Annotated in this window: 18 protein-coding genes and 1 pseudogene; 9 read left to right on the plus strand and 10 right to left on the minus strand. The window is 72.2% G+C overall.

Annotation, left to right across the window (positions count from 1 at the left end):
• Window position 1: 1 nt before the first annotated feature.
• The 4 genes from ACFXMG_RS07040 to ACFXMG_RS07055 form a co-directional block, all read right to left on the minus strand.
• Window positions 2-1,372, minus strand: coding sequence for an FAD-binding oxidoreductase (locus tag ACFXMG_RS07040; protein WP_383830532.1), 1,371 nt, complete (start codon window positions 1,370-1,372; stop codon window positions 2-4).
• A 79-nt stretch (window positions 1,373-1,451) separates the two neighbouring features.
• Window positions 1,452-3,101: a LuxR C-terminal-related transcriptional regulator gene (locus tag ACFXMG_RS07045; protein ID WP_383830535.1), complete on the minus strand. Its 1,650-nt coding sequence runs from the start codon at window positions 3,099-3,101 to the stop codon at window positions 1,452-1,454.
• 102 nt (window positions 3,102-3,203) lie between these two features.
• The gene (locus tag ACFXMG_RS07050; protein WP_383830538.1) at window positions 3,204-4,571 is read right to left on the minus strand and encodes an FAD-dependent oxidoreductase; all 1,368 of its coding nucleotides are present in this window, start codon (window positions 4,569-4,571) and stop codon (window positions 3,204-3,206) included.
• 342 nt (window positions 4,572-4,913) lie between these two features.
• A complete protein-coding gene (locus tag ACFXMG_RS07055; protein WP_383830541.1) occupies window positions 4,914-5,318 on the minus strand; it encodes a hypothetical protein in 405 nt (134 codons plus the stop codon).
• Between the two features lie 652 nt (window positions 5,319-5,970).
• On the opposite strand from ACFXMG_RS07055, the gene ACFXMG_RS07060 reads away from it, so the two are divergent.
• From ACFXMG_RS07060 to ACFXMG_RS07075, 4 genes are all read left to right on the plus strand, one after another.
• Window positions 5,971-6,186, plus strand: a complete 216-nt coding sequence (locus ACFXMG_RS07060) for a hypothetical protein (RefSeq protein ID WP_383830544.1) — start codon at window positions 5,971-5,973, stop codon at window positions 6,184-6,186.
• Window positions 6,187-6,253: 67 nt separating this feature from the next.
• Window positions 6,254-7,003: a DNA repair protein RecO gene (gene recO / locus ACFXMG_RS07065; RefSeq protein ID WP_383830547.1), complete on the plus strand. Its 750-nt coding sequence runs from the start codon at window positions 6,254-6,256 to the stop codon at window positions 7,001-7,003.
• 13 nt (window positions 7,004-7,016) lie between these two features.
• Entirely contained in the window at window positions 7,017-7,841 is an 825-nt protein-coding gene (locus tag ACFXMG_RS07070; RefSeq protein WP_383830550.1) for an isoprenyl transferase, read from the plus strand.
• Window positions 7,842-7,878: 37 nt separating this feature from the next.
• A complete protein-coding gene (locus ACFXMG_RS07075) occupies window positions 7,879-8,427 on the plus strand; it encodes a YcxB family protein (protein WP_383830553.1) in 549 nt (182 codons plus the stop codon).
• Between the two features lie 64 nt (window positions 8,428-8,491).
• Here the strand turns inward: ACFXMG_RS07075 and ACFXMG_RS07080 are convergent, their stop codons facing one another.
• Genes ACFXMG_RS07080 through ACFXMG_RS07095 form a run of 4 tightly spaced genes read right to left on the minus strand, consistent with a single transcriptional unit; the run spans window position 8,492 to window position 11,629 of the window.
• Window positions 8,492-8,902 carry a Fur family transcriptional regulator gene (locus tag ACFXMG_RS07080; protein WP_383830967.1) on the minus strand — a complete coding sequence of 137 codons (411 nt, stop codon included), beginning with the start codon at window positions 8,900-8,902 and terminating at the stop codon, window positions 8,492-8,494.
• Between the two features lie 59 nt (window positions 8,903-8,961).
• Window positions 8,962-9,855 (minus strand): metal ABC transporter permease, encoded by an 894-nt coding sequence (locus ACFXMG_RS07085; protein WP_383830964.1) that lies wholly within the window; start codon window positions 9,853-9,855, stop codon window positions 8,962-8,964.
• A 2-nt stretch (window positions 9,856-9,857) separates the two neighbouring features.
• Window positions 9,858-10,622, minus strand: coding sequence for a metal ABC transporter ATP-binding protein (locus ACFXMG_RS07090; protein ID WP_383830961.1), 765 nt, complete (start codon window positions 10,620-10,622; stop codon window positions 9,858-9,860).
• A gap of 23 nt (window positions 10,623-10,645) precedes the next feature.
• Window positions 10,646-11,629, minus strand: coding sequence for a metal ABC transporter substrate-binding protein (locus tag ACFXMG_RS07095; RefSeq protein WP_383830959.1), 984 nt, complete (start codon window positions 11,627-11,629; stop codon window positions 10,646-10,648).
• Between the two features lie 165 nt (window positions 11,630-11,794).
• On the opposite strand from ACFXMG_RS07095, the gene ACFXMG_RS07100 reads away from it, so the two are divergent.
• Complete coding sequence (locus ACFXMG_RS07100; RefSeq protein WP_383830956.1) at window positions 11,795-13,177, plus strand: glycine--tRNA ligase; 1,383 nt, start codon at window positions 11,795-11,797, stop codon at window positions 13,175-13,177.
• A 224-nt stretch (window positions 13,178-13,401) separates the two neighbouring features.
• Window positions 13,402-13,593, plus strand: coding sequence for a DUF6243 family protein (locus ACFXMG_RS07105; RefSeq protein WP_383825816.1), 192 nt, complete (start codon window positions 13,402-13,404; stop codon window positions 13,591-13,593).
• 178 nt (window positions 13,594-13,771) lie between these two features.
• On the opposite strand, the pseudogene ACFXMG_RS07110 reads toward ACFXMG_RS07105, so the two are convergent.
• Window positions 13,772-14,026 (minus strand): annotated as a pseudogene (locus tag ACFXMG_RS07110) (MFS transporter); the annotation flags it as partial.
• A 46-nt stretch (window positions 14,027-14,072) separates the two neighbouring features.
• Here ACFXMG_RS07110 and ACFXMG_RS07115 point away from each other — a divergent pair.
• The gene (locus ACFXMG_RS07115; protein ID WP_383825813.1) at window positions 14,073-14,213 is read left to right on the plus strand and encodes a hypothetical protein; all 141 of its coding nucleotides are present in this window, start codon (window positions 14,073-14,075) and stop codon (window positions 14,211-14,213) included.
• Here ACFXMG_RS07115 and ACFXMG_RS07120 read toward each other — a convergent pair.
• A complete protein-coding gene (locus ACFXMG_RS07120; protein WP_383825810.1) occupies window positions 14,186-15,610 on the minus strand; it encodes an MFS transporter in 1,425 nt (474 codons plus the stop codon). The genes ACFXMG_RS07115 and ACFXMG_RS07120 overlap by 28 nt on opposite strands.
• Before the next feature lie 52 nt (window positions 15,611-15,662).
• On the opposite strand from ACFXMG_RS07120, the gene dusB reads away from it, so the two are divergent.
• Window positions 15,663-16,799: a tRNA dihydrouridine synthase DusB gene (gene dusB / locus ACFXMG_RS07125; protein ID WP_383825807.1), complete on the plus strand. Its 1,137-nt coding sequence runs from the start codon at window positions 15,663-15,665 to the stop codon at window positions 16,797-16,799.
• 358 nt (window positions 16,800-17,157) lie between these two features.
• Window positions 17,158-19,869, plus strand: coding sequence for a pyruvate, phosphate dikinase (gene ppdK / locus ACFXMG_RS07130; RefSeq protein WP_383825804.1), 2,712 nt, complete (start codon window positions 17,158-17,160; stop codon window positions 19,867-19,869).
• The last annotated feature ends 95 nt before the right edge of the window (window positions 19,870-19,964 follow it).

The raw sequence follows: 19,964 nt of genomic DNA on the forward strand, positions 1-19,964 counted from the left end.
CTCACGGCGCGATGTTCTGGTTGAGCCGGAACGCGTTGTCGGGGTCGTAGCGGCGCTTCACCTCGCGCAGCCGGGCGTAGTTCTGCCGGTAGTTCACCCGCACCCGGTCCTGGTCGTCGGTGTCCATGAAGTTCACGTACCCGCCCGCCTCGGTGTGCGGGCGCAGGGCCCGGTCGTAGGCGCGGGTCCACTCGATGCCGGCGGCGGTGCCGGCCGGGTCGGTCCAGGTGGCGCCGAAGGAGTGCGAGACGTCCGCGTCGCGGTAGGCGAAGGCGGTCTCCTCCGGGCCGGTGCGGTGGCAGGCCCCGTCGATCGGGAAGAGCGCGGTGTCGGACTCCATGGTCGGCAGGGTGGCCCCGTACTCGGCGTGCGCCGCGGCCGCCCCGGCGCTCAGCCCGCGGCTGAAGTTCCCCTTCCAGTAGTGGTACAGGCCGGCGGGCAGCTGTGCGTCGAAGAGCGTGTTGATCACCGGGTACGGCATCCGCTCCATGAAGCGGCCGACCACCGGGCCCAGTCCGTCCAGGAGGGCCAGGACCTTGTCGTCCCGGTCGGGCGGGCCGCTGAAGCAGGTGAAGGCGGCGCAGACCGGGCGCCCGTGCCAGCGCTCCGGCAGGAACGGTTCCTCCGGGCCGAGGGCCAGCACCAGGATCACGTTCAGCTCCTCCGGGGCGGCGGTGGCCGCCTCGTACCAGGCGCGGATCACCGCCTCGTCCAGCGGATAGCAGGTCAGCCCGCCGAAGACGTCCGCCAGTGGGTGCAGCCGGTAGACGAACTCGGTCACCACGCCGAAGTTCCCGCCGCCGCCGCGCAGCGCCCAGAACAGGTCGGGACGGCGCTCGGCGTCGCAGGAGACGAGGGTGCCGTCGGCGGTGACGACCTCCGCGCCGGTCAGGTTGTCGCAGCTCAGGCCGTACCGGCGGGCGAGGTGGCCCATGCCGCCGCCGAGGGTCAGCCCGGCGATCCCGGTCGAGGAGATCACCCCGCCGGTGGTCGCGAGCCCGAAGGCGTGGGCCGCGTGATTGAAGTCGCCCCAGGTGGCGCCGCCGCCGGCCCGGGCCGTCCGGGACCCGGGGTCGACCCGTACCTCCCGCATCGGGGAGAGGTCGACCACCAGGCCGTCGTCGACCGTGCCGAAGCCGGCCACCGAGTGGGCGCCGCCGCGCACCGCGAGCGGGAGGGCGTGCTCCCGGGCGTGGCGGACCGCCGCGATCACGTCGCCGGTGTCCGCGGCGCGGACGACGACGGCGGGCCGGCGGTCGTGCAGGGCGTTGTAGACCCGCCGGGACTCCTCGTACGAGGGGTCCCCGGGGGTGACGACGGTGCCGCGCACGGCACCGCGGAGCGTGTCCAGGGTCTCCGTCGAAGTGGTCATGCTCCCGGTGTACGCGGGCGGGCGCGGCGGCCGCATCGCCCGGACCGCCCATCCCGGGAAGGGACGGCGGGTGGGCCGTTCAGACCAGGCCGTGCGCGTAGGCGTAGGCGGTCGCGGCGGAGCGGGTGGAGACGCCCAGCTTGGCGAAGATGTTGTTGAGGTGCCGGGCGACCGTGTGCTCGCTGATGACGAGGGCGCGGGCGACGCCCTTGTTCGTGGCGCCCCCGGCGACCAGCCGCAGCACCTCGGCCTCGCGGGCGGTCAGACCGCCGGGCAGCCGGCGCCGGGACGCGGCCGACAGCAGCGCGGCGGCCCGGCGGGCGTCCGGCGCGGCGCCGAGCCGCTCGAAGCCGTCCCGGGCGAAGGCCAGCTCCAGCCGGGCGGCCTCCTCGTCCCCGGCGGCCCGGTCGGCCGCGGCGAGCAGCATCCGCGCCTGGGCCGCCTCGTACGGCACCCGCAGCCGCAGCCATCCGTCGAGCGCCCGCCGAAGGACCGGCAGCGCCTTGCCGGGTCCGGCGGCCAGGGCGACCGCGCCGGTCGCGGTGTCGGCGAGGGCGCGCAGCAGCGGCACGTCTCCGGCCAGCGCGTCCAACTCCGCCGCCGCGCCCGCCGCGTCCCGTACGGCTCCGACGGCGAGGGAGACCTCGGCGGAGGCGGCGAGCAGCCGGGCCCGGGCCAGCGGGTCGAGGCGGGCGTCCTGGCAGGCCAGGGCGAGCCGCAGCCCAGCGGCCGCCGCGTCCGCGTGGCCCTGGGCGAGCCGCAGCAGCGCGAGTCCCGGCTGGGGGAGCCGGCCCAGCTCGTGGGCGTGGGCGTAGGAGCGGGCGGCCTCGTCGAGGCGGCCCTGGCGGCGCTGGACGTCCCCGGCGGCGCAGTACGCGGCGGCGGCCGCCTCCAGGCAGTCGACCGGCACCTCCCGGCAGGCCCGCCGGGCCTCCTCCTCGGCGGCGGTCCACTCCCCGAGGAGGTCCAGGACCTCGACCCGGTGGGCCCGGCAGACCCCGCGGAAGGGGTTCTCGCCCGAGCCGACGGCGGCGCACCACTCCATCGCGGTACGGGTCCACTCGACGGCCCGCCCGAAGTCGGCGGTCTCCATGCACTGGGTGAGGGCCAGGCAGTACAGCCAGCCGGTGAAGAGGCTGCTCAGCTCGCCCGCCTCCGCCGCGCACATCGCCTCGTCGAGGAGGGCGAGGCCCTCGGCCCTGCGGCCCTGGGCGAACAGGGCGGCGGCGGACGCCTGGCGGCTGAGGGCCAGCAGGTCGGGGCTGCCGGAGCCCTCGGCGAGGCGGGTCATGCGGCCGGTCGCGGCCAGGGCGGCGGCGCCGTCGCCGCGGGCGGTGGCCTCCTCGGCGTCGGCCCAGGCGAGGAAGGACTGCTCGGGGCAGGGCGGCAGCGCCTCCAGGTGGTGGCGGGCGCGGTGCAGCCAGCCGGCGGCGACGGCGGGCCTGCCCAGGCCCGCGTACTCGTAGTGGAGCCACCAGGCGGCCATCCCGGCGCCCCGGTGGTCGCCGGCCGCCATGTGGGCGGCGTGCGCCCGCAGCCGGGCGGTGACGGACTCGTCGAGGTGCCCGGCCCACCAGGCGGCGTCGGAGAGCGCGGCGAGGTCCCCGGCGGTCAGCGCGCGCTCGGGGTGCAGGTCGCAGGCGTGCAGCAGCGCGTACGCCTCGGCCCAGGACTCCCGGGCCACCGCCTCCCGGGCTTGGACGGCCCGGTCGGCCACGGGTGCGGACACGGCCCTCACCTCTTCCGGCCTCCCCGGTCCCTCCAGCCTAGGTCCGGACGCGGGAAGGGGGCACCCGGTGGATGCCCCCTTCCCGCGTGGTGCGGTGGCGCGTCAGCCGATGGCGCCGCTCGCGCGAAGCATGTCCTCGCGCTCGACGATCTTCACGCGCTCGCGGCCCTGCGGCTCGCCCAGCGCCTTCTCGGCGGCGTCGAGGGCGTACCAGCCCTCCCACGTCGTGTAGGTGAGGCCCTTGCCCTCCAGGAAGGCGACGACCGCGTCCGGCTCCGGGCTGGCCGGGGTGAGCAGCCGGCCCCCGGCGAAGTCCGCCAGGAGGTTCGCGACGGTCTCGTTGGCGTCGCCCTTGGTGTGGCCGATGAGGCCGACCGGGCCGCGGCGGATCCAGCCGGTGACGTAGGTGGAGGCCAGGTGCTCCTCGCCCTCCATCACGCGGCCGCCCTGGTCCGGGACGGTGCCGCTGACGGTGTCCCAGGGCAGCTTGGGCAGCTCGTCGGAGAGGTAGCCGACGGCGCGGTAGACGGACTGGACGTCCCAGTCGGTGGTGACGCCGGTGCCCTTCACGTTCCCGGTGCCGTCGAGCTCGGTGCGCTCGGTGCGCAGGCCGACGACCTCGCCGTTCTCGCCGAGGATCTCGACGGGCGACTCGAAGAAGTGCAGGAAGAGCTTGTGCGGGCGGTCGCCGACGTCGCGGATCGCCCAGTTCTCCAGGGTCTTGGCGACCATGTCGGTCTGCTTGTTCTTGCGCCGCTCGGCGATCGAGCCCTCGTCGTAGTCGATGTCCTCGGGGTTGACGATGACCTCGATGTTCGGCGAGTGGTCGAGCTCGCGCAGCTCCATGGGGCTGAACTTGGCCTGGGCCGGGCCGCGGCGGCCGAAGACGTGGATCTCGACGGCCTTGTTGGCCTTGAGGCCCTCGTGGACGTTGGCCGGGATCTCGGTCGGCAGCAGCTCCTCGGCGGTCTTGGCGAGGATGCGGGCGACGTCGAGGGCGACGTTGCCGACGCCGAGGACGGCGACCTTCTCGGCGGAGAGGTCCCAGGTGCGCGGGACGTCGGGGTGGCCGTCGTACCAGGAGGCGAAGTCGGCGGCGCCGAAGGAGCCGGCCAGGTCGACGCCGGGGATCTTCAGCTCGCGGTCGAACATGGCGCCGGTCGAGAAGACCACGGCGTCGTAGAAGGAGCGCAGGTCGTCGAGGTGCAGGTCGGTGCCGTAGTTCACGTTGCCGAAGAGGCGGACCTGCGGCTTGTCGAGGACCTGGTGGAGGGCGGTGATGATGCCCTTGATCCGCGGGTGGTCGGGGGCGACGCCGTAGCGGATCAGGCCGAAGGGGGCCGGCATGCGCTCGAAGATGTCGATGGACACGCCCGGCTCGGTGGCGGTGTCGGACTTCAGCAGCGCGTCGGCGGCGTAGATGCCGGCGGGGCCGGCGCCGACGATCGCGACCCGGAGGGGGCGGGGCATGACTGGGTTCCCTTCGCAAGCGGGGTGCGGCGAAGCCGCCGACACTTAGGCCACCCTAATTAACGCCCCGCGCGAAGTGGTACCCGACCCTGGTCTATGCCCCCATAAGGCCAGCTTATGACTTCCCAAAGGATGGGCTGGGGGTGGGGTCCGTCGGTCGAGCCGGTCCCGTCCGGGTAGACGTACGCGCCCCGGGTCTCGGCCCGGGTGGCGGTCGCCGTGACGCCGTACGTCCGCAGCTCGGCGCGCACCCGCGCGATCGCGCCCGACAGAAAGGTGACCTGCTCGTGCGGAGGGGGAGGTCGGCATGGGCGTGATCGTCGAGCGGGGGCGCCGCCCCGGTCAGTCCCTCGGTTCCCCGTCCCCTCGGCCCCGGTGCCCGAAGAACGCGGCGACGGTGGCCGCGAGGCCCTTCCGGCGGCCGGGGGGCTCCGGGGTGCGGGGCGTGGTGGTCGTCACGAGGTCGGGGCCGTCGGGGGCCGGGACCGCGGGCAGGGCGGCGGTCACGGCGTCCGCGAAGACGAGCGCGGCGGTCTCGTCGACGTCGGTGACCCGGTAGATCGTCGGCTCGTTCGCGCCCGAGGCCGTGAGGACGATCGCGAGGGACCGGCCCTCGGCGTGGACGAACGAGATCGCCGCCAGGGGTATGTGGTGCTCCTTGTCCGGGCGGTGCAGCGTGACCGGCCCGCCCGCGAAGCGGAGAACCGATTCGCCACCGCGCAGGACCAGAGAGGGGGTGGCCGTCATCGTCCGCTTTCCTCCGCCGCCGTCGGTGCGTCCCGGGGCGTCTCCGGCGACAGGGTGACGCTCCCGCGCCGATCGTAGGGGCACCGGCCCGCCCCGCACCACGCCCGCCCCGCCGGACCGGCCCGCCGGGCCCGTCCCGCGCGCCCCCCTCATGCGCCCCGGCGTACGCCGGGAGCGAAAACTGGGGGTGCTCCGGGAATACCTCCGCGACGGCCCGGGACGGCCGTTCGAGAATCCCCCGGATTTACGGGACTTCGCCGATTCCGCGACCGACCCGGCGGCCGCGAATCGAATTATCCGCTCGAACATCCCGGCCCGGGTGGTGCACGGGAACGGCCCGAACTCCCTTGGTGCGCCCCACGATTCTACGGATCACCGGTCACCCGGGAGTGGGGAAGCCGGAAATGGATTCAGAAAGGCATACGTTGGTGAAGGAAGAACCAGAAGAGAACGACCACGGGGGAAGTCGGAGCGGCGCGGCGCGCGGAGCCGGAATTGCGCGGGAACGGCACGGAGGGAATCCCCACCCCGGCCGGGACCGGTGCCCGGCTCCGCCGTTCCGCCGTCCCCTCGGCCGCTCGTTCGCAAGGGACACCGCACGGTGGCCCGGTCCGGCACCACCGGACCCGGACCGCCGGGGAGGAGGGCCGGCATGGCACTACAGATCGGGGCGTACGTCGTGGAGATCCGCACCGGGCGGGTCGCCAGAGTGATGGGCCACGAAGGCCCCTACGTCCAGCTCCGGCCGCTCGGCGGCGGACGCGAGTGGGACGTGGCGCCCGAGGAGCTCCGCGAGGCCACCTCCGCGGAGCGCCTCAGCGCCGCCACCGCCCACGCCAACGCCCGCAGCAGGGGCGAGGTCCCCTGACCCTCCCCGGCCCCTCCCCGGGCGGGAGGCGGCCGGGCGCCCTCCGGCGTACGGGAGAATGGGGGGCATGAGTCTGTTCCGTGACGACGGCGTCGTGCTGCGCACCCAGAAGCTGGGCGAGGCGGATCGCATCATCACGATCCTCACGCGCGGGCACGGGCGGGTGCGGGCCGTCGCGCGCGGGGTGCGGCGGACCAAGTCGAAGTTCGGCGCCCGCCTCGAACCGTTCTCGCACGTGGACGTGCAGTTCTTCGCCCGGGGGAGTGAGCTGATCGGACGCGGGCTGCCGCTCTGCACCCAGAGCGAGACCATCGCCGCGTACGGCGGCGGCATCGTCACCGACTACGCCCGCTACACCGCCGGCACCGCCATGCTGGAGACGGCCGAGCGCTTCACCGACCACGAGGGCGAACCGGCCGTGCAGCAGTACCTCCTGCTCGTCGGCGGGCTGCGCACCCTCGCCCGGGGCGAGCACGCCCCCCATCTCATCCTCGACGCCTTCCTGCTCCGCTCCCTCGCCGTGAACGGCTACGCCCCCTCCTTCTCGGACTGTGCCAAATGCGGCCTCGACGGCCCGAACCGGTTCTTCTCGGTCGCCGCGGGCGGTGTCATATGCGGCGACTGCCGGGTCCCCGGAAGCGTCGTACCCTCGGCGGAGGCCCTCGGCCTGCTCAGCGCGCTCCTCACCGGCGACTGGGCGACGGCGGACGCGTGCGAGCCGCGTCACGTCAGGGAGGGCAGCGGGCTCGTGTCCGCCTATCTGCACTGGCACCTGGAGCGCGGACTGCGCTCCCTGCGGTACGTAGAGAAAAGCTAGGAGAGACCACGCCATGGCCATCGCACGACTCCTCGGGCGCCAGCGTCGGGAATACAGCACCCCCGAACCGCACCCCTCCGGCGCCCGCCCGCCGAAGCTCCAGACCGAGCTGATCCCGGAGCACGTCGCGATCGTCATGGACGGCAACGGCCGCTGGGCCAAGGAGCGCGGACTGCCCCGCACCGAGGGCCACAAGGTCGGCGCCGAGCAGGTCCTCGACGTCCTCCAGGGCGCGATCGAGATGGGCGTCGGCGCGATCTCGCTCTACGCCTTCTCCACCGAGAACTGGAAGCGCTCCCCCGAGGAGGTGCGCTTCCTGATGAACTTCAACCGCGACTTCATCCGCAAGTCCCGCGACCAGCTCGACTCCCTCGGCGTGCGCGTCCGCTGGGTCGGCCGGATGCCCAAGCTGTGGAAGTCCGTGGCCAAGGAGCTCCAGGTCGCCCAGGAGCAGACCAAGGACAACACCAAGCTCACGCTGTACTTCTGCATGAACTACGGCGGGCGCGCCGAACTCACCGACGCGGCCCAGGCGCTCGCCGAGGACGTGAAGGCCGGCCGGCTCGACCCGGCGAAGATCACCGAGAAGACGATCCAGAAGTACCTCTACTACCCGGACATGCCGGACGTGGACCTCTTCCTTCGCCCCAGCGGCGAGCAGCGCACCTCCAACTACCTGATCTGGCAGAGCGCGTACGCCGAGATGGTCTTCCAGGACGTGCTGTGGCCCGACTTCGACCGCCGTGACCTGTGGCGCGCCTGCGTCGAGTACGCCCAGCGCGACCGCCGCTTCGGCGGGGTCGACCCGGCCGACCTCGCCGTCCTCGAGAAGGGCTGACGAAGGGCCCCGCGACCGTGCCGCTAGGATCCGGCGCGTGAACGGGACTTCGGACGACTCCACCGACCACGACCGGATCGAGCTCGCCTACCCCGCCGTCTTCGCGGACGTGCGCGAGGCGGTACGCGTCAGCCTGCGGGCCGCCCGCTGGTGGCGGGTGCTGCGCTGGGTCGCGTACGTCCCCGCCGTCCTCGCCCTCCTGATCGCCGTCCTGGAGCTGCTGCTCCCGGGGGAACCGGACGCGGGGACCGTGGCCGAGATGACGGGGCTCGCCGTCGCCGCCGTCGCCGTGCTCCACCTGACGGCCTGGGCGGTCGCCTGGGCCGTCTTCCGGGCCGTCCGCGGCCAGGGCGAGGCCCGGGCCGTCGTGGACGCCGAGGGCGGCCGGTGGACCGCCCGGGACATCCAGCAGACCATCCGCTGGGGGCTGCTGCCCCGGTACGTGGAGACCGACCGGCTCTTCGTGCTGCTCACGCCCCGCAACACCGGCTCCGGCTTCGCCTACCTGCCCAAGCACGGTCTCGCGGGACCGGCCGACGCCGACCGGCTCCGGGCGCTCCTCGACCGCCACAGCAGCCGCGTGTGACACACGTGAGGGGCCCGCGCCGGAATCGCCCGGCGCGGGCCCCTCACGTATGTCAGGTCTCAGCTCACTTCGCCGCGCACTCCGCGCAGGTGCCGAAGATCTCGACCGTGTGCGCCACGTTCACGAAGCCGTGCTCCGCCGCGACCGACTCGGCCCACTGCTCGACCATCGGGCCCTCGACCTCGACGGCCTTGCCGCAGGCGCGGCAGACCAGGTGGTGGTGGTGGTCGTCCGACGAGCAGCGCCGGTAGACGGTCTCACCGTCGCTGGTGCGCAGCGCGTCCACCTCGCCCGCGTCCGCCAGCGACTGGAGGGTGCGGTAGACAGTGGTCAGGCCGACGGAGTCGCCGCGGTGCTTGAGCATGTCGTGCAGTTCCTGCGCGCTGCGGAACTCGTCCACCTCGCTCAGAGCGGCCGACACGGCGGCGCGCTGCCGGGTCGAGCGGCCGCGTACGGGGGGTCCTGCCGTCGCCACGGGGGCCTCCTTGATGTATCCGTTGCCCCCGCCATTCTGCCAGTCCCCCCTGTGCCGGGTCAGACCCTGACGTCGTCTCCCGCCCGGCGCCCCGCCGGGACCGGTACGGCGCAGCCGTCCTCGGCCGCCGCCTCGGCGGCCTTGGCGCGCCGTTTGGCGAGCGGGGCGGCCAGCAGCGTCATGAGGACGAAGACCCCGATCGCGTACAGGACGATCGTCGCGCCGGGCGGGACGTCGGCGTAGTACGTGGTGACGGTGCCGGCCAGGGTGACGACGACGCCCGTCGCCACGGACAGGACGAAGGTCGCCCGGAAGGACTTGGACAGCTGCTGCGCGGCGGCGACCGGCACCACCATCAGCGCGCTGACCAGGAGCAGGCCGACGACCCGCATCGCGACGGTGACGGTGACGGCGGCGGTGACCGCGATCAGCAGGTTGAGCAGGCGCACCGGCAGGCCGGTGACCCGGGCGAACTCCTCGTCCTGGCTGACGGCGAAGAGCTGCCGGCGCAGGCCGATCGTGACGAGGACGACGAAGGCGGCCAGGACGGCGATCGCGGTGACGTCCTCGGTGGAGACGGTGGAGAGCGAGCCGAAGAGGTAGGAGAGCAGGTTGGCGTTGGAGCCGCCGCCGACCTGGATCAGCATGACGCCGCCGGCCATGCCGCCGTAGAAGAGCAGCGCGAGCGCGAGGTCGCCGCGGGTCTTGCCGTACGCCCGGATCAGCTCCATCACCACGGCGCCGGCGACGGCGACCAGGGTCGCCATCCAGACCGGGTTGGCGGACATGAGGAAGCCGAGGCCGACGCCGGTCATGGCGACGTGCCCGATGCCGTCGCCCATCAGGGCCTGGCGGCGCTGGACGAGGTAGATGCCGACGGCGGGGGCGGTGATGCCGACGAGGACGGCGGCGAGGAGCGCCCGCTGCATGAAGGCGGGTTCGAGGAAGTCCATGGTCAGCTCAGCAGTCCCGTGCGGAGCGGCTCGCCGGCCGCGTGCGGATGTACGTGGTCGTGGCCGGGCAGGGCGTGCTGGCCGAGGGCCTCGGGCGGCGGTCCGTCGTGGACGACGCAGCCGTCGCGCAGGACGACCGCGCGGTCGATGAGGGGCTCCAGCGGGCCCAGCTCGTGGAGGACGAGGAGGACGGAGGTGCCGCCGGCGACCTGGTCGCGCAGGGTCGAGGCGAGGATCTCCTGGCTCGCGAGGTCGACGCCGGCCATCGGCTCGTCCATGATCAGGAGCTCGGGCTCGGAGGCGAGCGCGCGGGCGATCAGGACCCGCTGGTGCTGGCCGCCGGAGAGCGCGGAGACGGAGTCCCTGGCGCGGTCGGCGAGGCCGACGAGGTCGATGGCCCGCTCGACGGCGGCCTTGTCGGCCCTGGTGGCGAAGCCGAACCTGCGGCGGGCGAGCCGGCCGGAGGAGACGACCTCGCGGATGGTGGCGGGCACGCCGGCCGCGGCGGTGGTGCGCTGCGGTACGTAGCCGACCCGGGCCCAGTCGCGGAACCGCTTCCGCTCGGTGCCGAACAGCTCGATGGCGCCGCCGGTCAGCGGCACCTGGCCGATGATCGCGCGGACGGCGGTGGACTTGCCGGAGCCGTTGGCGCCGAGCAGGGCGACGACCTCGCCGCGCCGGACGGTGAGGTCGACGCCCCGGAGGACGGGGCGGGCGCCGAGGGCCGCGGTGGCTCCGCGGACGGAGATGACGGGCTCGTCGCTCACGAGTGCCTCCTGCTGTGCCGTGGTCACTTCGCGCCGAGGGCCTTCTTCAGCGCGGCGAGGTTGGACTGCATGACCTCGATGTAGTCATCGCCCTGGGACTTGTCCGTGATTCCCTCCAGCGGGTCGAGCACGTCGGTCCTGAGACCGGCGTCCTTCGCCAGGGTCTTCGCGGTCTTGTCGCTCGCGAGGGTCTCGAAGAAGACGGTGGAGACCTTGTCGGCCTTCGCGATGTCCTGGAGTTCCTTGATGCGGGCGGGGCTCGGCTCGGACTCGGGGTCGACGCCGGAGATGCCCTCCTGGTCCAGGTGGTAGCGCTCGGCGAGGTAGCCGAAGGCGGAGTGGGTGGTGATGAAGGTGCGGGTCCCGGTGTTCTTGAGACCGGTCTCGAAGGCGGTGTCCAGGTCGCCGAGCTTCTTCACCAGGGCGGCGGTGTTCTTCTCGTAGTCGGCGGCGTGGTCCGGGTCGGCCTTCGCGAAGGCGGCGCCGACGCCCTTGGCGACCTCGGCGTACTTCACGGGGTCGAGCCAGACGTGGGGGTCGGTGCCGGCCTCGGAGCCGTGGTCGTGGCCCTCGTGGGACTCCTCGCCCTCGTGGGCGTGGTCGTGGCCCTCGTCCGTGCTGGTGCCGTGGGCTTCGAGGGTGGTGAGGGTCGCGGCGTCGACCGTGTGCTCGACGCCGGCCTGGTCGATGGCCTTGTCGACGGCGGGCTGGAGGCCCTTGAGGTAGAGGAGGACGTCGGCGTCGGCGAGCTCGCCGATCTGCCGGGGCTTGAGCTCCAGGTCGTGGGGCTCCACGCCGGGCTCGGTCAGCGTCTTGACGGCCACGTGGCCGCCGCCTATCTGCTCGGCGAGGTACTGCACGGGGTAGAACGACGCGATGACGTCCAGCTTGCCGTCCGTCCCCTTGTCCGCGGCGGACGAGTCCCCGCCGCAGGCGGAGAGGGTGACGAGACCGAGGGCGACGGCTCCGGCGACGGCGGTGGTGGGTATCAGACGGCGTACGTTCATGACACTCATTTTCAACAAAATTGGAAACGGTTGTCAATTGCCGGAGCTGTGGTCCGGGCCACGTCCGCCTCGGGGCCGCCGGCCGCCGAACCGATTTGATACGGGGGGTGCGGGCGCCGGTAACCTGTGGCATTCGCACTTCGTCGTCGTAATGAAGAGAGCACCGTGGCCGCCGACAAGATCGACACCATCGTCAGCCTGAGCAAGCGCCGTGGCTTCGTCTACCCGTGCAGCGAGATCTACGGCGGTCAGCGTGCCGCCTGGGACTACGGACCGCTGGGTGTCGAGCTCAAGGAGAACATCAAGCGCCAGTGGTGGCGTTACATGGTCACCGCGCGCGAGGACGTCGTCGGTATCGACTCGTCGGTCATCCTGGCGACCGAGGTCTGGGAGGCGTCCGGTCACGTCGCCACCTTCACCGACCCCCTGACCGAGTGCACCTCCTGCCACAAGCGCTTCCGCGCCGACCACCTGGAGGAGGCGTACGAGGAGAAGCACGGCCGCCTCCCCGAGAACGGCCTCGCCGACATCAACTGCCCCCACTGCGGCAACAAGGGCACCTTCACCGAGCCCAAGAACTTCTCCGGCCTGCTCGCCACGCACCTCGGCCCGACCCAGGACAGCGGCTCCGTCGCGTACCTGCGTCCCGAGACCGCGCAGGGCATCTTCACCAACTTCGCCCAGGTCCAGCAGACCTCGCGCAAGAAGCCCCCGTTCGGCATCGCGCAGATGGGCAAGTCCTTCCGGAACGAGATCACTCCGGGCAACTTCATCTTCCGGACCCGCGAGTTCGAGCAGATGGAGATGGAGTTCTTCGTCAAGCCGGGCGAGGACGAGGAGTGGCAGGAGTACTGGATGCAGCAGCGCTGGAACTGGTACACCGGCCTGGGCCTGCGCGAGGAGAACATGCGCTGGTTCGAGCACCCGCAGGAGAAGCTCTCCCACTACTCCAAGCGCACCGCCGACATCGAGTACCGCTTCTCCTTCGGCGGCAGCGAGTGGGGCGAGCTGGAGGGCGTCGCCAACCGCACCGACTACGACCTGAGCGCCCACTCCAAGGCGTCCGGCGCCAACCTCAGCTACCTCGACCAGGAGTCGGGCGAGCGCTACACGCCGTTCGTCATCGAGCCCGCCGCCGGTGTCGGCCGCACCATGCTCGCCTTCCTGCTCGACGCGTACACCGAGGACGAGGCCCCGAACGCCAAGGGCGTCATGGAGAAGCGCGTCGTGCTGCGCCTCGACCACCGCCTGGCCCCGGTCAAGGTCGCGGTCCTGCCGCTCTCCCGCAACCCGCAGCTCTCCCCGAAGGCCAAGGGCCTCGCGGCGGACCTGCGCCAGAACTGGAACATCGACTTCGACGACGCCGGCGCCATCGGCCGCCGCTACCGCCGTCAGGACGAGATCGGCACCCCGTTCTGCGTCACCGTCGACTTCGACACCCTCGACGACAACGCGGTGACCGTGCGCGAGCGCGACACCATGAAGCAGGAGCGCGTCTCCCTCGACCAGATCCAGGGCTACCTGGCCAGCCGCCTGATCGGCTGCTGAACCGTCTGATCGCGTTCTGATCGTGTACGCGGGAGCCCCCGGTCCGGAGTGTCGGACCGGGGGCTCCCGCGTACGCGCCCCGGGGCCACCGGAAAACCGGGTGCGGCGGTCCGGACCGGGCCGGTACGGTGCGGGCATGTTTGCTCACCTCCCGATCTACGAGTGAGAGCGGCGCGCAGGCCGATCCACCGACCACCGCCCACCTCATCGAAGGGGAGACCCCCATGGCGAAGAGCCGCAACAACCTCCTCGGCGTCGGCGGACAGCGCAAGAAGCTGTCCCGCGCCGAACAGCACGGCGCCGGGCAGGGCCGCGCCGCCGACCGCCGCTCCGCGGAGGAGAAGAAGCAGGACCTCCTGAAGAAGATGCGCGAGCGCACCCAGGACGACACCGCCACCGCCACCGCCACCGAGTAGCCGACCGCTCGGCACCGAGCGGTCGCCGAGCAGTCACCGACACCGAAGGGCCCGGACCGCGCAGCGGCCCGGGCCCTTCACCGTCCCCGCCCCAGCTCGTCGCGCCCTCAGCCCGTCGTCCTCGGCAGGCGGAGCGCGTACAGGCCCGTGAGGAGGGCCAGGACGAGCTGGATCAGCCCAGCGCGAGGAGCACGATCGGCACGTTCACCAGGAAGGCCGCGCGCCGGCCGAGGCCCGCCACGTCCGCCGCGACCAGCAGACCGCCCAGGAACTGACCGCCGGCGAACGCGAGCCCGTTGGTCGCCCCGTACAGGCTCAGCGCCTTCGCCCGGCGGGCGCTCGTTGTCGAGGAGTGAAGGGTCGCCAGCACCTGCGGCAGCATCAGCGCCGCCGCGGCACCCTGTGCCACCCGGGCCGCGACCAGGGTCCGGGCGATCTGGGCCCGGCACGACGTGGTCGCCCCCGGCGGACGGACCAAGGTGATCCGCAACGCCCTCGTCGAGCCGCTGCGCTTCGACCACACCAACAGGACCCGTCCTCGTCACCTACGACGGACGGGCTGCGCCCGGCTCCTGGAGCTGGTGGTCCGGGATCAGGCCGGGCGGCCGCTCGCCGCCTGAGCGCCGGTCTCCTCCACGGCCAGGGCGCGGGCGGTCCGCTCGGCCGTGCCGCGCGCCCAGCGGCCGGTGGTGAGGGCGCCGGCCAGCAGGACGGCGAGCCCGCAGGCGGTGACCACCCAGTAGCCGGGCCGGGCCGCCGCGACGAAGGCGTCGGGGGAGGCGGTCAGGCCCGCCGCCAGGAGGGTGCCGGTCACCGCGACGCCGAGGGTCTGGCCGGTCTGGCGGCTGGTCGAGGCCACCGCGGCGGCCACCCCGGCCTGCGCCCGGGGCATCCCGGAGACGGCGGTGTTGGTGATGGGCGCGTTGACCAGGCCGAAGCCGATCCCGAAGAGGACGTAGCCGGTGAAGAGGAGGACGTCGTCCGTCTCCGCCTCGAAGGCGGCGAAGAGCAGGGAGCCGGCCGCCATCGCCGTGCCCGCGAGGAGGAGCGGCAGGCGGGGGCCGCGGGAGCCGGTCAGCCGGCCGGAGAGCGGGGCGAGGAGGAAGGTCGTGCCGGCCAGCGGCAGCATGTGCAGGCCCGCCTCCAGGGCGTTCAGTCCGCGCACGTCCTGGAGGTAGAGGGTGTTCAGGAAGAGGAAGCCGCCGAGCGCGCCGAAGGCGCAGACCGCGATCACGACGGATCCGCCGAACGGGGCGCTGCGGAAGAACCGCAGGTCGATCAGGGGCTCGCGGCGCCGGGGCTCGTACAGCAGCAGCCCGGTCAGGGCGAGCGCCGCGAGCCCGGCGAAGAGCGGGTCCGTCTCGATGATCGCGTACGTCAGCGAGGCCAGCAGCGCCGTGACCAGGAGCTGGCCCACCGGGTCGGGGCGCCGGGGGCGGGGCGCGCGGGACTCGGGGACGTACCGGAGGGTCAGGAGGAGGGCGGTGAGGGCCACCGGCAGGTTGACCCAGAAGACGGCCCGCCAGCCGACCGTCTCCACCAGGAGACCGCCCACCAGGGGGCCCGCGGCCATGGAGACGCCGACGACCGCGCCCCAGACGCCGATCGCACGCGCGCGTGCCGCCGGTTCGGTGAAGGTATTGGTGATGATCGACATGGCCACCGGGTTCAGCATCGAGCCGCCGACGGCCTGCACCGCGCGGAAGGCGATCAGGGCCTCCTGGTTCGGCGCGAGCGAGCAGAGCAGGGAGCCGAGGGCGAAGACGACCAGACCGGTGGTGAAGACCCGGCGGCGGCCGATCCGGTCGGCGGTGGAGCCGGCGAGCATCAGCAGCGAGGCGAGGACCAGGGTGTAGGCGTCGATCGTCCACTGCATCCCGGAGACGGAGGCGTCCAGATCGCGCCGGATCGAGGGCAGCGCGACGTTCAGCGCGGTGTTGTCCAGGCTGACGATGAGCAGGCTCATGCAGCAGATCGCGAGGACCACGAGCCGGTGTCTCCGGGTGAGCTCGGTCATGGGCGGATCGTACGGCTGTCTAACGATCGGCGTGGTGCGGGACAATGGGCCCATGACCGCGTTCTCCCCCCTCTCCATCGGCCCGCACGTCGTGCAGCCCCCGGTGGTGCTCGCCCCCATGGCCGGCATCACCAACGCCCCCTTCCGCACCCTCTGCCGCGAGTTCTCCGGCGGCAAGGGCCTCTTCGTGAGCGAGATGATCACGACGCGGGCGCTGGTGGAGCGCAATGAGAAGACGATGCAGCTCATCCGCTTCGACGAGACGGAGAAGCCGCGCTCGATCCAGCTGTACGGGGTGGACCCGGTGACCGTCGGCAAGGCGGTGCGGATGATCGTCGACGAGGACCTCGCCGACCACATCGACCTGAACTTCGGCTGCCCGGTGCCGAAGGTGACCCGCAAGGGCGGCGGCTCGGCGCTGCCGTACAAGCGGCCGCTGCTGCGGGCGATCCTCCACGAGGCCGTGACCAACGCCGGCGACCTGCCGGTGACGATGAAGATGCGCAAGGGCATCGACGACGACCACATCACCTACCTGGACGCGGGCCGGATCGCGGTCGAGGAGGGCGTGACGGCGATCGCCCTGCACGGGCGGACGGCGGCGCAGCACTACGGCGGTACGGCCGACTGGGACGCGATCGCGCGGCTCAAGGAGCACGTGCCGGAGATCCCGGTGCTGGGCAACGGCGACATCTGGTCGGCGGACGACGCGGTGCGGATGATGCGCGAGACCGGCGTCGACGGCGTGGTCGTGGGCCGGGGCTGCCTGGGCCGTCCGTGGCTCTTCGCGGACCTGGTGGCGGGCCTGGAGGGCACCGGCGGGTACCGGACGCCGGCCCTGCGGGAGGTCGCGGACGTGATGGTGCGGCACGCGACGCTGCTGGGGGAGTGGCTGGGCGACGAGCAGCGGGGTGTCGTCGACTTCCGCAAGCACGTGGCCTGGTACCTGAAGGGCTTCTCGGTCGGTTCGGAGATGCGCAAGAGCCTGGCGGTCACCTCGTCCCTGGAGGCGCTGCGCGCTCAGTTGAGCGAGCTGGATCTGGACCAGCCGTGGCCGGTGGGTGCGGACGGCCCCCGGGGTCGTACGTCCGGAAACAACCGGGTTGTCCTGCCGGACGGCTGGCTGAAGGACCCCTACGACTGTGCCGGAGTGAGCGAGGACGCCGAGCTGGACACGTCCGGCGGCTGAGATTTTCGGCCTTTCGGGGGAGTGATCCTCGCCACCTCTGAGGGGGGTACTGCTCAGATGAGCAGGTTACGAAGGGTCCTACGGCTTGAAGGGGTGGCACTGGGTGCCACCCCTTTTGCGTTCAAGAGTTGAACGCAAATGCGCATAGATAGCGCTCATGTGAGCGCGTTGTCCCTGGATTGGGTCAAGCGGGCTTCGGGGCGTGAAAGCGGAAGCTTCGCCTCGGTAACTTTCGAAGTGGGGGCGGACGGGTGGTTAAGACCGTGTGACCGGTAGGCGTACCTCCCCAGAAGCCTTCGATCTGGGTATGTTCCTCGCCGTCAGGGCAGCCAACCGAGTCGTCGAGGAGTCGAGACCCGTGTCGGAAAACAATGATCAGAAGTTCGTGTACGACTTCACCGAGGGCAACAGGGACCTGAAGGACCTGCTCGGTGGCAAGGGGGCCAACCTCGCCGAGATGACCAACCTCGGTCTCCCGGTCCCTCCGGGCTTCACGATCACCACCGAGGCGTGCAAGGTCTACCTCGAGTCCGGCTCGGAGCCCGTCGCCCTGCGCGACGAGGTCTCGGCCCACCTCGACGCCCTTGAGCGTCGGATGGGCAAGAAGCTCGGCCAGGCCGACGACCCGCTGCTGGTCTCGGTCCGCTCCGGAGCCAAGTTCTCCATGCCGGGCATGATGGACACGGTCCTCAACATCGGCCTCTCCGACGAGTCCGTCACCGGTCTCGCCCGCCAGGCCGACAACGAGCGCTTCGCCTGGGACTCGTACCGCCGCCTCATCCAGATGTTCGGCAAGACCGTCCTCGGCGTCGACGGCGAGCTCTTCGAGGAGGCCCTCGACGAGGCCAAGGCCGCGAAGGACGTCGCCAGCGACACCGACCTGGACGCCGCCGACCTGAAGAAGGTCGTCGAGGGCTTCAAGGAGATCGTGAAGGCCGAGACCGGCCGCGACTTCCCCCAGGACCCGCGGGAGCAGATGGACCTCGCCATCGAGGCCGTCTTCAACTCCTGGAACACCGACCGCGCGAAGCTGTACCGCCGCCAGGAGCGCATCCCCGGCGACCTCGGCACCGCCGTCAACGTGTGCTCCATGGTCTTCGGCAACCTCGGTCCGGACTCCGGCACCGGCGTCGCCTTCACCCGCGACCCCGCCTCCGGCCACGAGGGCGTCTACGGCGACTACCTCCAGAACGCGCAGGGCGAGGACGTCGTCGCCGGCATCCGCAACACGGTGCCGCTGGCCGACCTGGAGTCGATCGACAAGAAGTCGTACGACCAGCTCATGGAGATCATGAACACGCTGGAGACCCACTACAAGGATCTCTGCGACATCGAGTTCACCATCGAGCGCGGCCAGCTCTGGATGCTCCAGACCCGCGTCGGCAAGCGCACCGCCGGTGCCGCCTTCCGCATCGCCACGCAGCTCGTGGACCAGGGCCTCATCGACGAGGCCGAGGCGCTCCAGCGCGTCACCGGCGCCCAGCTCGCGCAGCTGATGTTCCCGAAGTTCGACGAGGGCGCCAAGGTCGAGCAGATCGGGCGCGGCATCGCCGCCTCCCCGGGCGCGGCCGTCGGCAAGGCCGTCTTCGACTCGTACACGGCCGTCAAGTGGTCCCGCTCCGGCGAGAAGGTCATCCTGATCCGCCGCGAGACCAACCCGGACGACCTGGACGGCATGATCGCCGCCGAGGGCATCCTGACCTCGCGCGGCGGCAAGACCTCGCACGCCGCCGTCGTCGCCCGCGGCATGGGCAAGACCTGTGTCTGCGGCGCCGAGGAGCTGGAGGTCGACACCAAGCGCCGCCGCATGACCACCGCCTCCGGCGCGGTCATCGAGGAGGGCGACGTCGTCTCCATCGACGGCTCCACCGGCAAGGTGTACGTCGGTGAGGTACCCGTCGTACCGTCCCCGGTCGTCGAGTACTTCGAGGGCCGCATGCACGCCGGCGCCGACGACGCCGACGAGCTGGTCCAGGCCGTCCACCGGATCATGGCCTACGCCGACCGCGTCCGCCGGCTGCGCGTCCGCGCCAACGCCGACAACGCCGAGGACGCCTCCCGCGCCCGCCGCTTCGGCGCCCAGGGCATCGGCCTGTGCCGCACCGAGCACATGTTCCTCGGCGAGCGCCGCCAGTACGTCGAGCGGCTGATCCTGGCCGACACCGACGCCGAGCGCGACGACGCCCTCAAGGCCCTGCTGCCGCTCCAGAAGACCGACTTCGTCGAGCTCTTCGAGGCGATGGACGGCCTGCCGGTCACGGTCCGCCTGCTGGACCCGCCGCTCCACGAGTTCCTGCCCGACATCACCGAGCTGTCGGTGCGCGTCGCCCTCGCCGAGTCCCGCAAGGAGCCGCACGAGAACGACCTGCGCCTGCTCCAGGCCGTGCACCGGCTGCACGAGCAGAACCCGATGCTGGGTCTGCGCGGCGTCCGCCTCGGCCTGGTCATCCCCGGCCTGTTCACCATGCAGGTCCGGGCGATCGCCGAGGCCGCGGCCCAGCGGATCGACGCCAAGGGCGACCCGCGCGTCGAGATCATGATCCCGCTCGTGGGCACCGTCCAGGAGCTGGAGATCGTCCGCGAGGACGCCGAGCGGGTCATCGCCGAGGTCGTGGCGGAGACCGGCGTGGAGCTGAAGCTGGCGCTCGGCACGATGATCGAGCTGCCCCGCGCGGCCGTCACCGCCGGGCAGATCGCCGAGGCCGCCGAGTTCTTCTCCTTCGGCACCAACGACCTCACGCAGACGGTCTGGGGCTTCTCCCGCGACGACGTGGAGGCCAGCTTCTTCACCGCGTACCTGGAGAAGGGCATCTTCGGCGTCAGCCCCTTCGAGACCATCGACAAGGACGGCGTCGGCGCCCTGGTCCGCTCCGCGGTCGAGGCCGGCCGGGCCACCCGCCCCGACATCAAGCTCGGCGTCTGCGGCGAGCACGGCGGCGACCCGGAGTCGGTGCACTTCTTCCACGAGGTCGGCCTCGACTACGTCTCCTGCTCGCCGTTCCGGATCCCGGTGGCGCGCCTGGAGGCGGGCCGCGCGGCGGCCGAGGCGAAGGGCAGCGACAGCCGCTGACCCGAGGGGCCCCAGGGCCCCGTGGAGCCCCCGGGACCGCCGTCGGTCATCCCTTCCGAACCCTCACCGGCGGACGGCGGTCCCGGATCCGAAAG

The organism is Streptomyces sp. NPDC059201, from assembly GCF_042754585.1.
In the GTDB taxonomy this organism is placed as follows: domain Bacteria; phylum Actinomycetota; class Actinomycetes; order Streptomycetales; family Streptomycetaceae; genus Streptomyces.

Coding starts and splice junctions, on each gene's coding strand:
- ACFXMG_RS07095 (WP_383830959.1), bottom strand. CDS start 11,629: ATGAACGTACGCCGTCTGATACCCACCACCGCCGTCGCCGGAGCCGTC.
- ACFXMG_RS07120 (WP_383825810.1), bottom strand. CDS start 15,610: ATGACCGAGCTCACCCGGAGACACCGGCTCGTGGTCCTCGCGATCTGC.
- ACFXMG_RS07050 (WP_383830538.1), bottom strand. CDS start 4,571: ATGCCCCGCCCCCTCCGGGTCGCGATCGTCGGCGCCGGCCCCGCCGGC.
- ACFXMG_RS07085 (WP_383830964.1), bottom strand. CDS start 9,855: ATGGACTTCCTCGAACCCGCCTTCATGCAGCGGGCGCTCCTCGCCGCC.
- ACFXMG_RS07040 (WP_383830532.1), bottom strand. CDS start 1,372: ATGACCACTTCGACGGAGACCCTGGACACGCTCCGCGGTGCCGTGCGC.
- ACFXMG_RS07070 (WP_383830550.1), top strand. CDS start 7,017: ATGGCCATCGCACGACTCCTCGGGCGCCAGCGTCGGGAATACAGCACC.
- ACFXMG_RS07055 (WP_383830541.1), bottom strand. CDS start 5,318: ATGACGGCCACCCCCTCTCTGGTCCTGCGCGGTGGCGAATCGGTTCTC.
- recO (WP_383830547.1), top strand. CDS start 6,254: ATGAGTCTGTTCCGTGACGACGGCGTCGTGCTGCGCACCCAGAAGCTG.
- ACFXMG_RS07105 (WP_383825816.1), top strand. CDS start 13,402: ATGGCGAAGAGCCGCAACAACCTCCTCGGCGTCGGCGGACAGCGCAAG.
- dusB (WP_383825807.1), top strand. CDS start 15,663: ATGACCGCGTTCTCCCCCCTCTCCATCGGCCCGCACGTCGTGCAGCCC.
- ACFXMG_RS07060 (WP_383830544.1), top strand. CDS start 5,971: ATGGCACTACAGATCGGGGCGTACGTCGTGGAGATCCGCACCGGGCGG.